Below are 13,545 nucleotides of genomic sequence, written 5' to 3'. Positions count from 1 at the left end.
GAATCACCGTGGGGCCGTCCAGGAAATCGTGGGGATCTCACCGAAAAACTGTGGATAAGTGAGGGCCTGTGAATAACCGCGCCACCCCTCCGGGCACTGCCCAGAACGCATCCCGCCGGTTACTCTGAGTGAGGAATCAGGAGTACGACAACCCGGTGGCCGACTCGCGGCCGAGGGGCGAAGAGAAGGGGGCGGGCGATGTTCCACAGGCCCGAAACGGCTCCGGACATGCGACGACCCCCGCCGGGGGGGAGAGCGGGGGTCGTCTCTCCGGCCGACTCGGGGGGGGAGGAGCCGGACCGGGGTAGCACGGTCGCGAACGATCCGTGACTTCCATGGTGTACCCGAGAGGCTTCTCAGGCAAACCCACGCGCCCCAGCGTACGCCGAATGGCGGGCACCTATGCTCGGGCTCGTGGAAAACCACTCCTTGCCGCGCACAGCCGCCTTCTTCGACCTGGACAAGACGGTCATTGCGAAGTCCTCGACGCTGACCTTCAGCAAGTCCTTCTACCGGGGCGGGCTGATCAGCCGCCGTGCCGCCCTGCGGACGGCCTACATCCAGTTCGTCTTCCTGGCGGGCGGGGCCGATCACGACCAGATGGAGCGGATGCGCGAATATCTTTCCGCGCTCTGCAAAGGCTGGAACGTCGCCCAGGTGAAGGAGCTCGTCGCCGAGACCCTTCACGATCTGATCGACCCGATCATCTATGACGAGGCGGCCTCCCTCATCGAGGCCCACCACGCCGCCGGCCGGGACGTCGTCATCGTCTCGACCTCCGGCGCCGAGGTGGTCGAGCCGATCGGCGAGATGCTCGGGGCCGACCGGGTCGTCGCCACCCGGATGGTGGTCGGCGAGGACGGCTGCTTCACCGGGGAGGTGGAGTACTACGCCTACGGGCCGACGAAGGCCGAGGCCGTCCGGGAGCTCGCGGAGTCGGAGGGGTACGACCTCTCGCGCTGCTACGCGTACAGCGACTCGGCGACCGACATCCCCATGCTGGAGGCCGTCGGCCATCCGCACGCGGTCAACCCCGACCGGACGCTGCGCCGCGAGGCCGTCGCCCGGGAGTGGCCGGTGCTCTCCTTCGAGAAGCCGGTCCGCCTCAAGCAGCGGCTGCCCGAGTTCCGAATGCCGCCCCGGCCCGCGCTCGTCGCCGCGGCGGCCGTGGGGGCGGCAGCCGTCGGAGCCGGGCTCGTCTGGTACGCCGCCAGGCGCCGCCAGGCAGCCCTCGCCGGCTCTCGGCCCACCGGCGGCTTTGCCCGAATTTGAGCAAAAACCAGAGAAGTGGAACCAGCACTTTCGCTTCCACCCCAAGAGGAGTAAAAAGGAATCAGGCCCGCGAGACCTGGGACATCCGAGAGGATCACCTGTTGAGCATGAAGGCCCCACGGACCTAGCACGAAAACCAGGTACCCACGCGACGTCGACCCGTCGATTACGGGCCAGCCGCACCAGGCCACGGGCGAAGTTCCCGGCCTGATGGGCACATATCGAGGACGCTTGGTAACTGGGTGGACGTGCCAGCGGCGGTACCTGAAGAGGTACCGCCGCAACCCTTTTCAACCCCGGAAGCGGGCTCGACCCCGGACCTGGGCCCGAGCCCCTGCCCCTCCCCCCGGCCTGCCCCTGCCCCCGGCGATCCTCAGGCCGCGCCGCGCTGGAGCGCCTCGCAGACGGCCGTCGACTCCCGGACCCCCAGCTCCACCGAGCGCCCGCAGTGCGCGATCCAGGCACCCACGCCCTCCGGCGTCCCCGACAGGTAGCCCTCGAACGCGGCGAGGTACGCGGCCCGGCCCTGCTCCGCGTGGCCGACCTCGGCCGGGCAGACCGCCTTGGGGTCGAGACCGCTGCCGACGAGGGCGATCCGCTCGGCCGCCCGCGCGACCAGGCCGTTGTACGAGGTGAAGGGGCGCAGCGCGAGCAGTTCGCCGTGCACCACGGAGGCCGTCACGAGCGCCGGGGCCCCGCTGCCCGCGACGATCAGCTCCGCGAGGCCGTCGAGCCGTCCGGCCACCTCGGCGGGCGTCGGCACCGGACCCTCGATCAGCGGCTCGTCGACCTTCTCGCCGTCCAGCCGGGGCCGCCCCACCGAGTCGTCCGGTTCGCCTGCGGCGACCAGATGGAGGCGGGCGAGCACGCGCAGCGGCGACTGGCGCCAGATGGAGAGCAGCTGCCCGGCCTCGGCGCCCAGGCGCAGGGCGGCACCGACCGTGCGAGCCTCGGGGTCGGCGCTGAAGTCGGTGCGCCGGCGGACCTCCTCCAAGGCCCAGTCGGCGCCGGACAGGGCGGCCGAGCCGCGCGCTCCGCGCAGCGCCGCTTCGGAGGAGATCTCGTTGCTGCGGCGGCGCATCACACGGTGGCCGTAGACCCGGTCGACGGCCTTGCGTACGGAGTCCACCGCGTCGGCGACGCCCGGCAGGGAGGCGAGCGCGGCCAGGGGGTCAGAGGCGTGCGTACTCATAGGTAGGGAGGCTACGCGCCCGGCGGCCCCGCCCCACGATGGAGTGGTCTTCTTCACGCAACCCGACCACGGGTGGCGATCGTGCGGCTACCCTAGGTGAACATGAAGATCGCTTTCGTCGGGAAGGGCGGCAGCGGCAAGACCACGCTGTCCTCGCTCTTCATCCGCCACCTCGCCGCCAACGAAGCTCCGGTCGTCGCCGTCGACGCGGACATCAACCAGCACCTGGGCGCCGCGCTCGGCCTGTCCGAGGCGGAGGCCGCCGCGCTGCCCGCGATGGGCGCGCACCTGCCGCTCATCAAGGAGTACCTGCGGGGCACCAACCCGCGGATCGTCTCCGCCGAGACGATGATCAAGACGACGCCGCCCGGGGAGGGCTCCCGGCTGCTGCGGGTCCGCGAGGACAATCCGGTGTACGAGGCGTGCGCGCGTCCGGTCCGGCTCGACGACGGCGAGGTCCGGCTGATGGCGACCGGCCCCTTCACGGAGTCGGACCTCGGGGTCGCCTGCTACCACTCGAAGGTCGGCGCGGTGGAGCTCTGCCTCAACCACCTGGTCGACGGCCCCGACGAGTACGTGGTCGTCGACATGACAGCGGGCTCGGACTCCTTCGCCTCCGGCCTCTTCACCCGTTTCGACATGACCTTCCTGGTGGCGGAGCCGACCCGCAAGGGGGTCTCGGTCTACCGCCAGTACAAGGAGTACGCGCGGAACTTCGGCGTCGCGCTCAAGGTCGTCGGCAACAAGGTGCAGGGCCCGGACGACCTCGACTTCCTGCGCGAGGAGGTCGGGGAGGACCTGCTCGTGGCGGTGGGCCACTCGGACTGGGTCCGCGCGATGGAGAAGGGCCGCCCGTCCCGCTTCGAGCTCCTGGAGGCGGAGAACCGCATGGCGCTCCAGGCCCTCCAGGACGCGGTGGACGACTCGTACGCCCACCGCGACCGGGAGCGGTACACGCGACAGATGGTCCACTTCCACCTGCGGAACGCGGAGAGCTGGGGCAACGCCAAGACCGGGGCCGACCTGGCGGCGCAAGTCGACCCCGGTTTCGTCCTCGGCGAGCCGCTGGCGGTGTAGCGGCGGTTCCCGCCGGGCCGGGTCAGCCCGCCGCGGGAGCGGCGGCGCCCACCGGCTCCGCCGGCCGGGAGGCCGGAGAAGCGGGGGCGGCCGGTGCGGAGAGGAACTGCTTCCAGCCGGCCGCCGGGGCCTCGCCGACCTTCAGGGTGCGCATCCTGGCGATGACGTCGGGGTCCTGGGCGTCGAGCCAGTCGGCGAGCTGGCGGAAGGAGACGCACTTGACGTCCTTCTGCACGCAGACGGTGGCGATGGTCTCCTCGACGGCCTTCATGTACGTGCCGCCGTTCCAGGACTCGAAGTGGTTGCCGATGATCAGCGGCGCGCGGTTGCCCCGGTAGGAGCGCTCGAAGGCCTGCACCAGACCGTCGCGCATCTGGTTGCCCCAGTACCGGTGCTGGGCGGGGTCGCCCTGGGTGGTGCCGGGGGACTGGTTGACCAGGAAGTTGTAGTCCATGGACAGCGTCTGGAAGGCACGGCCGGGGACGGGCACGAGCTGCATCGACAGGTCCCAGAGGCCCAGGTCCTTCTTGGGCCAGATCTGGTCGTTGACGCCGCTGGTGTCGTAACGGAAGCCCATCTGCGCCGCCGCCTGGACGAAGTTCTTCCGGCCCTCCAGGCAGGGGGTGCGGGCGCCGACGAGCTCCTTGTCGTAGTCGAAGGGCAGCGGCTGCTCGGCGCGCAGACCGGCGTTCGTCTTCCAGGTCTTGACGAAGGACTTGGCCTGGTTGATCTCGCTCTTCCACTCCTCGACGGTCCAGGTGCCGACACCGCCGTCGGGGCCGCAGAAGTGCCCGTTGAAGTGGGTGCCGATCTCGTTGCCGTCCTGCCAGGCGCCGCGGAGTTCACGGACGGTGGCGCGGATGCCCTCGGTGTCGTTGAAGCCGATGTCGGAGCGGCCGGCGCCGTGCTGCGGCGGGTCGTAGAGGTTCCGCTTCTCCTCGGGCAGCAGGTACACGCCGCTGAGGAAGTACGTCATGGTGGCGTTGTACTTCTTGCCCACCTGGCGGAAGTGGGAGAACAGCTTCTGGCTGTCCTCGCCCGCGCCGTCCCACGAGAAGACCACGAACTGCGGCGGGGTCTCCCCCGGCTTGAGGCGCTGCCAGGCCCGCTGCTTCGGCTGGGCGCCGGTGAAGGCGGTCGAGCCGTCGCCGATCAGCCGGGGCACCGTCTGCGGGGCCGCGGCCGGTCCCTTCTTGGCGCCCGGGCCGCCGCCCTGCGTGCCCTTCGTGGCGTCCCCGTCGGAGCCCGAGCAGCCGGCGACGCCGGTGATCAGGGCGACGGCGAGGGCGCCGGCGGCGAGCACCCTCTTCTGGGCAGTGGTCCTTCTCCCGGCGGCAGTCATCCGCCCACCTCTCCTCGGTTCCGTGCGAGCGGCGTCAACGTCGCACCGCGACGGCCGGGCAGATGAAACGACAAGCGGAGTAATACGCACTAATCACCAGAACAGGTGAACCACTGCACCATTTGCCCGGAAAGTACTGCCAGACTCTTTACTCTCCATTACGATCCATTTACCGAGCGTTGATGATTTCTTCGAAGGGCCTCGCGTCGAGAGGCCCCTGGCGCACATCCCGCCGCTGTACGCCGTGACCCACGGCCGCGAGCCCCACGTTCGTCCCGCGCGAGCCGCGACCGCGCCGCCCCGGAGGAGACGGGAACATGACCCTCTGCACCCCCGACCGCACGACCACCCGACCCCGCGTCCAGCGGCCGCACAGCCCCCCGGAGGGGCCGCGCCGCTTCCGCGTCGCCGCCGTCGACGTGTCCGCGTCGATCGCCGTCTTCCTGATCGCGCTGCCGCTCTCGCTCGGCATCGCGCTCGCCACCGGAGCCCCGCTCCAAGCAGGCCTGGTGGCCGCCGCCGTCGGCGGCCTCGTCGCCGGCCGCTTCGGCGGCTCCCCGCTCCAGGTGAGCGGCCCCGCCGCAGGGCTCACCGTCGTGACCGCCGAGCTCATCCGGCTCTACGGCTGGCGCACCACCTGCGCCATCACCGTCCTCGCCGGACTCGCCCAACTCGGCCTGTCCGCCCTGCGCGTGGCCCGCTCCGCGCTCGCCGTCTCGCCCGCGATCGTGCACGGCATGCTGGGCGGCATCGGCGTCACCATCGCCCTCGCGCAACTGCACATCGTGCTCGGCGGCACCCCCCAGAGCTCCGCCGTGGACAACGCCCTGGGCCTGCCAGCCCAGTTGGCGCACGTCCAGCCGGCCTCGTTCGCCATCAGCGCGCTCACCGTGGCCGCGCTGCTCTGCTGGCCGCGCCTGCCGGGCCGCGCCGGAAGACTCCTGCGCAAGGCCCCGGCCGCGCTCGTCGCGGTGGCGGGCGCGACGGCGGTGGCCGTGGTCGCCGGTCTCGCCGTGCCCCGCGTCGACCTGCCGTCCTGGAGCAGCCACGCCCTGCCGGGGATGCCCGAGGGGCCGGTCCTCGGCATCGCCGCCGGCGTCCTCACGATCACCCTCGTCACCAGCGTGCAGTCGCTGCTCTCCGCCGTCGCGGTCGACAAGCTCGTCGCCGCCCGCCCGGACCACGGCCTGGGCATCCCGCGCACCGCCCTCGACCGCGAACTCGCCGGCCAGGGCATGGCGAACGTGGTCTCCGGCGCACTCGGCGGCCTGCCGGTCGCCGGGGTCGCGGTCCGCAGCGTCGCCAACGTCTCGGCGGGCGCGGTGAGCCGCGCCTCCACCATGCTGCACGGCCTGTGGATCGTGCTCGCGGCCCTGCTGCTCGTGCCCGTGCTCGACCTGATCCCGCTGCCCGCCCTCGCCGCCCTCGTGATGGTCGTCGGCATCCAGATGGTCAGCATCACCCACATCCGCACCGTCACCCGTCACCGTGAAGTCGTCGTCTACGTGGTGACGCTGACCGGGGTCGTCCTCATCGGCATCCTGGAGGGCGTGGCCCTCGGCATCGGCGTGGCCGTCGCGGTCGCCCTGCACCGGCTCACCCGCACCCGGATCACCCGTGAGGAGCGCGACGGGCGCCAACTGCTGCGCGTAAGAGGCCAGCTGACCTTCCTCGCCGTGCCCCGCCTGAGCCGGGCCCTGCACCAACTGCCGCCCGGTTCCGACGTGGTGGTCGAGCTGGACGGGTCCTTCATGGACCACGCGGCGTACGAGACGCTGAGCGACTGGACGACCGGGCACCTCGCCCACGGCGGCAAGGTCGAGACGACCGGACCCTCCGGGAACCGGATCGCCGAGCCCGCCCCCGGCGCGGCCCCGCACTCCTGCTGCCGCCCCTGGACCCCCTGGCACAACCACCAGTGCGGGGAGCCGTCGGCCGAGCGGGAGGAGTCCGGCGAGACGACCGCGGACCGGCCCGCGCCGGGGCTGAAGCTGGCGAGCGGCATCGGCAAGTTCCAGCGGAACACCGCCCCGCTCGTACGGGACGAGCTGGCCCGGCTCGCCCGGGAGGGCCAGCGCCCCTCGCAGCTCTTCCTGACCTGCGCCGACTCCCGGCTGGTCACCAGCATGATCACGGCGAGCGGTCCCGGCGACCTCTTCACCGTGCGCAACGTCGGCAACCTCGTCCCGCTCCCCGGCGAGGAGAGCGGGGACGACTCGGTGGCGGCGGCGATCGAGTACGCGGTGGAGGTGCTGCGGGTCGAGTCGATCACCGTCTGCGGCCACTCCGGCTGCGGCGCGATGCAGGCCCTCATGAACGCCGGTCCGGACGATCCGCCGTCCCCGCTGCGCCGCTGGCTCCGGCACGGCCGGCCCAGTCTGGAGCGGATGGCGAGCAGACGCCACGCCTGGGCCCGGATCGCGGGACGCCTGCCGGCCGACGCGGTCGAGCAGCTCTGTCTGACCAACGTCGTCCAGCAGTTGGAGCACCTGCGGGCGTACGAGCCGGTGGCCCGCCGGCTCGCCGACGGCAGCCTCACGCTGCACGGGATGTACTTCCACGTGGGCGAGGCACAGGCGTACCTGCTCAGCGGCACGGACGAGCCGCACGGCCACGACGCCTACGACGACGTCTTCACCCGCGTCATGCCGACCGCTCTGCCGACGCCCCTGCAGACAGCCCTGCAGACAGCCCTGCCGGCCGGACCGGAGAACGGGCCGGGGGCCGATGCGGAGACCGGGGCGGCAGCCGACCCGAGGAGCCGCCTGGAAACAGCGCGCGCCTCCTGAGCGGGGGACCGCTCCCGGGAGGGCGCTCCCGAGCAGGCACCCGCTCCCGGGAAGGCCCCCCGAACGGGCGCTCTCCCGAGCCCCCGCCGCCGGGGCGCACGCCCCCCGGCGTACGACCCCGGGCCGCACACGCCCTGAACCATCGGCACCGTCCGTCCGTGAGACTGTGTGGCCCCTTCTCCCACCGCTCGGGAAGAAGGGGCCACCCACGTCGAGCCGCTCACAGGTCTAAACCAATTCCCTGGAGACTCTTGTCACCCGGGCATCTGACTGGTGAGCTATGACGCGGGACACATACGCACAGAGGACGCCCTGGGAAAGGGAGATGTCGTGAGCAACGAAAGCCTGGCCAATCTGCTCCGCGAGGAGCGCCGCTTCGCGCCGCCCGCCGAGCTGGCGGCGGACGCCAATGTGACGGCGGAGGCGTACGAGCAGGCCAAGGCGGACCGGCTGGGTTTCTGGGCCGAGCAGGCCAAGCGGCTGACCTGGGCCACCGAACCGACCGAGACCCTGGACTGGTCGAACCCGCCGTTCGCCAAGTGGTTCGCGGACGGCGAGCTGAACGTGGCGTACAACTGCGTCGACCGGCACGTCGAGGCCGGGCACGGCGACCGGGTCGCCATCCACTTCGAGGGCGAGCCGGGCGACAGCCGCGCGATCACCTACGCCGAGCTCAAGGACGAGGTCTCCCGGGCCGCCAACGCCCTGACCGAGCTGGGCGTCCGCAAGGGCGACCGGGTCGCCGTCTACCTGCCGATGATCCCCGAGGCGGCCGTCACGATGCTGGCCTGCGCCCGCGTCGGCGCCGCCCACTCGGTGGTCTTCGGCGGCTTCTCGGCCGACGCCGTGGCCTCCCGCATCCAGGACGCCGACGCCAAGCTGGTCGTGACCGCCGACGGCGGCTACCGCCGCGGCAAGCCGAGCGCCCTCAAGCCGGCCATCGACGAGGCCGTCGCCAAGTGTCCGCAGGTCGAGCACGTCCTCGTGGTCCGCCGCACGGGCCAGGACACCGCCTTCACCGAGGGCCGCGACGTGTGGTGGGACGACATCGTCGCCCGCCAGTCCGCCGAGCACACCCCGGAGGCCTTCGAGGCGGAGCACCCGCTCTTCATCCTCTACACCTCGGGCACCACGGGGAAGCCGAAGGGCATCCTGCACACCTCCGGCGGCTACCTCACCCAGGCCGCCTACACCCACCACGCCGTCTTCGACCTCAAGCCGGAGAGCGACGTCTACTGGTGCACCGCCGACATCGGCTGGGTCACCGGGCACTCGTACATCGTCTACGGCCCGCTGGCCAACGGCGCGACGCAGGTCATGTACGAGGGCACCCCGGACACCCCGCACCAGGGCCGGTTCTGGGAGATCGTGCAGAAGTACGGCGTCACCATCCTCTACACGGCGCCGACCGCGATCCGCACGTTCATGAAGTGGGGCGACGACATCCCCGCGAAGTTCGACCTGTCGAGCCTGCGCGTCCTCGGCTCGGTCGGCGAGCCGATCAACCCCGAGGCCTGGGTCTGGTACCGCGAGCACATCGGCGCCGGCAAGACCCCGATCGTGGACACCTGGTGGCAGACCGAGACCGGCGCGATGATGATCTCGCCGCTGCCGGGCGTCACCGAGACCAAGCCGGGCTCCGCCCAGCGCCCGCTGCCGGGCATCTCCGCCACCGTCGTGGACGACGAGGCGAACGAGGTGCCGAACGGCGGGGGCGGCTACCTGGTCCTCACCGAGCCGTGGCCGTCGATGCTCCGCACCATCTGGGGCGACGACCAGCGCTACATCGACACGTACTGGTCCCGTTTCGAGGGCAAGTACTTCGCGGGCGACGGCGCCAAGAAGGACGAGGACGGCGACATCTGGCTGCTCGGCCGGGTCGACGACGTCATGCTCGTCTCGGGCCACAACATCTCGACGACCGAGGTCGAGTCGGCCCTCGTCTCCCACCCGGCCGTCGCCGAGGCGGCCGTCGTCGGCGCCGCCGACGAGACGACCGGCCAGGCGATCGTCGCCTTCGTGATCCTGCGCGGCACCGCCACCCAGGACGACGACCTCGTCGCCGAGCTGCGCAACCACGTCGGCGCGACCCTCGGCCCGATCGCCAAGCCGAAGCGGATCCTGCCGGTGGCGGAGCTGCCGAAGACCCGCTCGGGCAAGATCATGCGCCGTCTGCTGCGCGACGTGGCGGAGAACCGGGAGCTGGGCGACGTCACCACGCTGACCGACTCCTCGGTCATGTCGCTCATCCAGACCCAGCTCCCGGCCACCTCCAGCGAGGACTGAGCCGCAGCCGGTACGCACGAGCGGTACGTACGAGCGGTACGTACGAGCGGTACGTACGAGCGGTACGTACGGATCGGTACGTACGGATCGGTACGCACCGAAGGGAAGGCCCGCCCCGGTCTCGGGGCGGGCCTTCCCCCGTGCCCCCACGCGCCTCCCGAGGGGACGAACCGGGAGAAACTCCCTAAGCTGCTTCTCGCCGGATGCCCCACCGCCTCCTTGGGTAGGGTGAGGGTCGCGTCAGAAACGCGACAGAAAGACCCAGGTGCGCCGGGAAGTCTGGTCGGCATGTGCTTCGCCCTGCCCGCCCGACGGAGGTCCCCCGCATGTCCGCGCCCACCGACCGCAAGTTCCTCGGTCTGCTCCCCCTGCCCGAGCGCCGCTACCTCGCCGACGCCCTGCGCACCGAGACCGTCGGCGGCGTGCTGCTCCTCCTCGCCGCCGTCGCCGCCCTGATCTGGGCGAACACCCCGCTGAGCGACAGCTACGAGTCCCTGCGCGACCTCCACTTCGGCCCTGCCGCCCTCGGCCTGGACCTCTCCGTCGAGCACTGGGCGGCCGACGGCCTCCTCGCGGTCTTCTTCTTCGTCGCCGGCGTCGAGCTCAAGCGCGAACTCGTCGCGGGCGAGCTGCGCGACCCCCGGGCCGCCGCGCTCCCCGTCGTCGCCGCGCTCTGCGGCATGGCCGCGCCCGCCCTCGTCTACACCCTGGTCAACGTCCTCGGCGACGGTTCGCTCGACGGCTGGGCCGTCCCCACCGCGACCGACATCGCCTTCGCGCTCGCCGTCCTCGCCGTGATCGGCACCTCGCTGCCGTCCGCGCTGCGCGCCTTCCTGCTCACCCTCGCCGTCGTCGACGACCTCTTCGCCATCCTGATCATCGCGGTCTTCTTCACCACGGACCTGAACTTCGCCGCGCTCGGCGGCGCCCTCGCCGGCCTCGCCGTCTTCTGGCTGCTGCTCCGCAAGGGGGTCCGCGGCTGGTACGTGTACGCGCCGCTCGCCCTGGTGATCTGGGGCCTGATGTACAACAGCGGCGTCCACGCCACCATCGCCGGCGTCGCCATGGGCCTGATGCTGCGCTGCACCACCCGGGAAGGCGAGGAGCACTCCCCCGGCGAGCACATAGAGCACCTGGTCCGCCCGTTCTCGGCCGGTGTCGCGGTGCCGCTGTTCGCCCTCTTCTCCGCCGGTGTCAGCGTCTCCGGCAAGTCGCTCGGGGACGTCTTCACCCAGCCGGTCACCCTCGGCGTCGTCCTCGGCCTCGTCGTCGGCAAGGCCGTCGGCATCTTCGGCGGCACCTGGCTCACCGCCCGCTTCACCCGGGCCGAGCTCAACCCCGAACTGAACTGGCCGGACGTCTTCGCCCTCGCCACCCTCGCCGGGATCGGCTTCACCGTCTCGCTCCTCATCGGCGAACTCGCCTTCGCCGGGGACCCCGCGCTCACCAGCCAGGTGAAGGCCGCCGTCCTGGCGGGCTCGCTCGTCGCGGCCGTCCTCGCCACGGTCCTGCTGAAGCTGCGGGTGCGGAAGTACGACGCGCTCTACGCCGACGAGGAGCGTGACGAGGACGAGGACGGCATCCCGGACATCTACGAGGAGAACAGCCCGGAGTACCACCTCCGGATGGCCGCGATCCACGAGAGGAAGGCCGCCGAACACAGACAGCGCGCCCAACTGGCGGGGGCATCGAGCGAGGAGGCCGACCGTCCGGCATGATCTGAGTCGGACCGTAGACGAGGAGAGGGAGCAGCGATGAGCGACCTGTACGACAAGGGCGAGCCGAGCCTCGGCCAACTGGTCGCCTCGGCGACCGCCGAGATGTCGGCACTGGTGCACGACGAGATCGCCTTGGCGAAGGCTGAACTCCGGCAGGACGTCAAGCGCGGCGGAATCGGCAGCATCCTGGGCATCCTCGCCGGGGTGACGTTGCTGTTCTCGCTGCCGATGCTGAGCTTCGCCCTCGCGTACGCCATCAACACCTGGACCGGCGGGCACAACGGCAACGGGGGCTGGAACCTCGTCTGGTGCTTCCTGCTCTCCTTCACGGCGAACGTGCTGCTCGCGGGGCTCCTCGGCTTCCTCGCGTACTCCAAGTTCAAGAAGGTCAAGCCGCCGGAGAAGTCCATCGCGTCCGCCAAGCGGACGGCCGCGATCGTGCAGAACGTCAAGCCGCACCCGCGCCCCGAGGCGCCCAAGGCTCTGGTCAAGGGCTCCGTCGACCTGGACAAGGGCACCGTTGTGGCACGCTCGTCCGTATGACCCTTCCCGAGAGCAGCACCGCCGGCGGCGGACCCGTACGGCTCGACGGGCCGTGGACCCACCGGGACGTGGCCGCCAACGGCGCCCGCTTCCACATCGCCGAGATGGGCGACGGGCCGCTGGTGCTGCTCCTGCACGGCTTCCCGCAGTTCTGGTGGACCTGGCGCCACCAGCTGCCCGCCCTCGCCGAGGCCGGGTTCCGGGCCGTCGCGATGGACCTGCGCGGGGTCGGCGGCAGCGACCGCACCCCCCGGGGTTACGACCCCGCCAACCTGGCCCTCGACATCACCGGCGTCGTCCGCTCGCTCGGCGAGCCGGACGCGGCGCTCGTCGGGCACGACCTGGGCGGCTACCTCGCCTGGACGGCGGCCGTGATGCGGCCCAAGCTGGTGCGCCGGCTCGTGGTCTCCTCCATGCCGCACCCGCGCCGCTGGCGTTCGGCGATGCTCTCCGACTTCGCCCAGTCGCGGGCCGGCTCGCACGTCTGGGGCTTCCAGCGGCCGTGGCTGCCGGAGCGCCGGCTCGTCGCGGACGACGCCGCGCTCGTGGGGGAGTTGATCCGGGACTGGTCGGGTCCGCAGCCGATCGCCGACGAGGAGGCGATCGGGACGTACCGGCGGGCGATGCTCGTCCCGTCGACGGCGCACTGCTCGATCGAGCCGTACCGCTGGATGGTGCGCTCGCTCGCCCGCCCGGACGGCGTCCAGTTCAACCGGCGCATGAAGCGGCCGGTGCGGGTGCCGACGCTCCATCTGCACGGCTCCCTGGACCCGGTGATGCGGACCCGCAGCGCGGCCGGTTCGGGCGAGTACGTGGAGGCGCCCTACCGCTGGCGGCTCTTCGACGGCCTCGGGCACTTCCCCCACGAGGAGGACCCGGTGGCCTTCACCACCGAGCTCGTCAACTGGCTGAAGGACCCCGAGCCGGACCGCTGACGGCCCGTCGCCCCCGCCCCGCCGGGTCACTGACGCGCCGTCGGACTCCTGTCCGACGAACGGAGTTGCCTCGAACGGCCATGTGCCTCGCGCATACTCCAATTGGCGGGGTCCGGGGAGGTTACCGACCTTGGGCCCCGGGCACACGTCCGGGTATGGGCTGGACGCACGACTACGGTGACACGACAGCACGCGACCGCGGCTCGGCCGCCGGACCGGGACCCCTCGAAAGGGGCGGACCTCCGGAGCCGGGCCGCACGCACGCCGTGCAAGGGGTGGGGATCTCGCGCATCCTGCGCCGCCGGGCCCGCTGGGTCTCGGCCCGGCTCAGGCACCCCCGCGACTGACCTCCGAGGCCCCCCGGGGCCTCCGGGGGGCACAGCACGAGGAG

At 71.7% G+C, this 13,545-nt stretch carries 10 protein-coding genes; 8 read left to right on the top strand and 2 right to left on the bottom strand.

Annotated features, from left to right (window positions below; genetic code table 11):
- Positions 1-402 precede the first annotated feature (402 nt).
- Entirely contained in the window at positions 403-1,272 is an 870-nt protein-coding gene (locus tag ACIP5O_RS02880; RefSeq protein ID WP_401287765.1) for an HAD family hydrolase, read from the top strand.
- 373 nt (positions 1,273-1,645) lie between these two features.
- On the opposite strand, the gene ACIP5O_RS02875 is transcribed toward ACIP5O_RS02880, so the two are convergent.
- The gene (locus ACIP5O_RS02875; RefSeq protein ID WP_401287763.1) at positions 1,646-2,464 is read right to left on the bottom strand and encodes an oxidoreductase; all 819 of its coding nucleotides are present in this window, start codon (positions 2,462-2,464) and stop codon (positions 1,646-1,648) included.
- 102 nt (positions 2,465-2,566) lie between these two features.
- On the opposite strand from ACIP5O_RS02875, the gene ACIP5O_RS02870 reads away from it, so the two are divergent.
- The gene (locus tag ACIP5O_RS02870; RefSeq protein ID WP_401287761.1) at positions 2,567-3,541 is read left to right on the top strand and encodes an ATP-binding protein; all 975 of its coding nucleotides are present in this window, start codon (positions 2,567-2,569) and stop codon (positions 3,539-3,541) included.
- Positions 3,542-3,563: 22 nt separating this feature from the next.
- Here ACIP5O_RS02870 and ACIP5O_RS02865 read toward each other — a convergent pair whose 3' ends face one another.
- A complete protein-coding gene (locus tag ACIP5O_RS02865; protein ID WP_401287758.1) occupies positions 3,564-4,883 on the bottom strand; it encodes a hypothetical protein in 1,320 nt (439 codons plus the stop codon).
- 317 nt (positions 4,884-5,200) lie between these two features.
- Here ACIP5O_RS02865 and ACIP5O_RS02860 point away from each other — a divergent pair, with 317 nt between their 5' ends.
- The 6 genes from ACIP5O_RS02860 (at position 5,201) to ACIP5O_RS02835 (ending at position 13,501) form a co-directional block, all read left to right on the top strand.
- Complete coding sequence (locus ACIP5O_RS02860; RefSeq protein ID WP_401287755.1) at positions 5,201-7,672, top strand: SulP family inorganic anion transporter; 2,472 nt, start codon at positions 5,201-5,203, stop codon at positions 7,670-7,672.
- 330 nt (positions 7,673-8,002) lie between these two features.
- On the top strand, positions 8,003-9,958 hold the full coding sequence (gene acs, locus ACIP5O_RS02855) for an acetate--CoA ligase (RefSeq protein ID WP_401287752.1): 1,956 nt from the start codon (positions 8,003-8,005) through the stop codon (positions 9,956-9,958).
- A 326-nt stretch (positions 9,959-10,284) separates the two neighbouring features.
- A complete protein-coding gene (gene nhaA, locus ACIP5O_RS02850; protein ID WP_401287750.1) occupies positions 10,285-11,676 on the top strand; it encodes a Na+/H+ antiporter NhaA in 1,392 nt (463 codons plus the stop codon).
- 36 nt (positions 11,677-11,712) lie between these two features.
- Positions 11,713-12,219, top strand: coding sequence for a phage holin family protein (locus ACIP5O_RS02845; protein ID WP_401287748.1), 507 nt, complete (start codon positions 11,713-11,715; stop codon positions 12,217-12,219).
- Positions 12,216-13,154: an alpha/beta fold hydrolase gene (locus ACIP5O_RS02840; protein WP_401287746.1), complete on the top strand. Its 939-nt coding sequence runs from the start codon at positions 12,216-12,218 to the stop codon at positions 13,152-13,154. The genes ACIP5O_RS02845 and ACIP5O_RS02840 overlap by 4 nt, the downstream gene beginning before the upstream one ends.
- A 155-nt stretch (positions 13,155-13,309) precedes the next feature.
- Positions 13,310-13,501, top strand: a complete 192-nt coding sequence (locus ACIP5O_RS02835) for a hypothetical protein (RefSeq protein WP_121830210.1) — start codon at positions 13,310-13,312, stop codon at positions 13,499-13,501.
- Positions 13,502-13,545: the final 44 nt, after the last annotated feature.

The organism is Streptomyces sp. NPDC088915 (assembly GCF_044749825.1).
In the GTDB taxonomy this organism is placed as follows: domain Bacteria; phylum Actinomycetota; class Actinomycetes; order Streptomycetales; family Streptomycetaceae; genus Streptomyces.
This window is presented reverse-complemented; position numbering and strand designations above follow the sequence as displayed.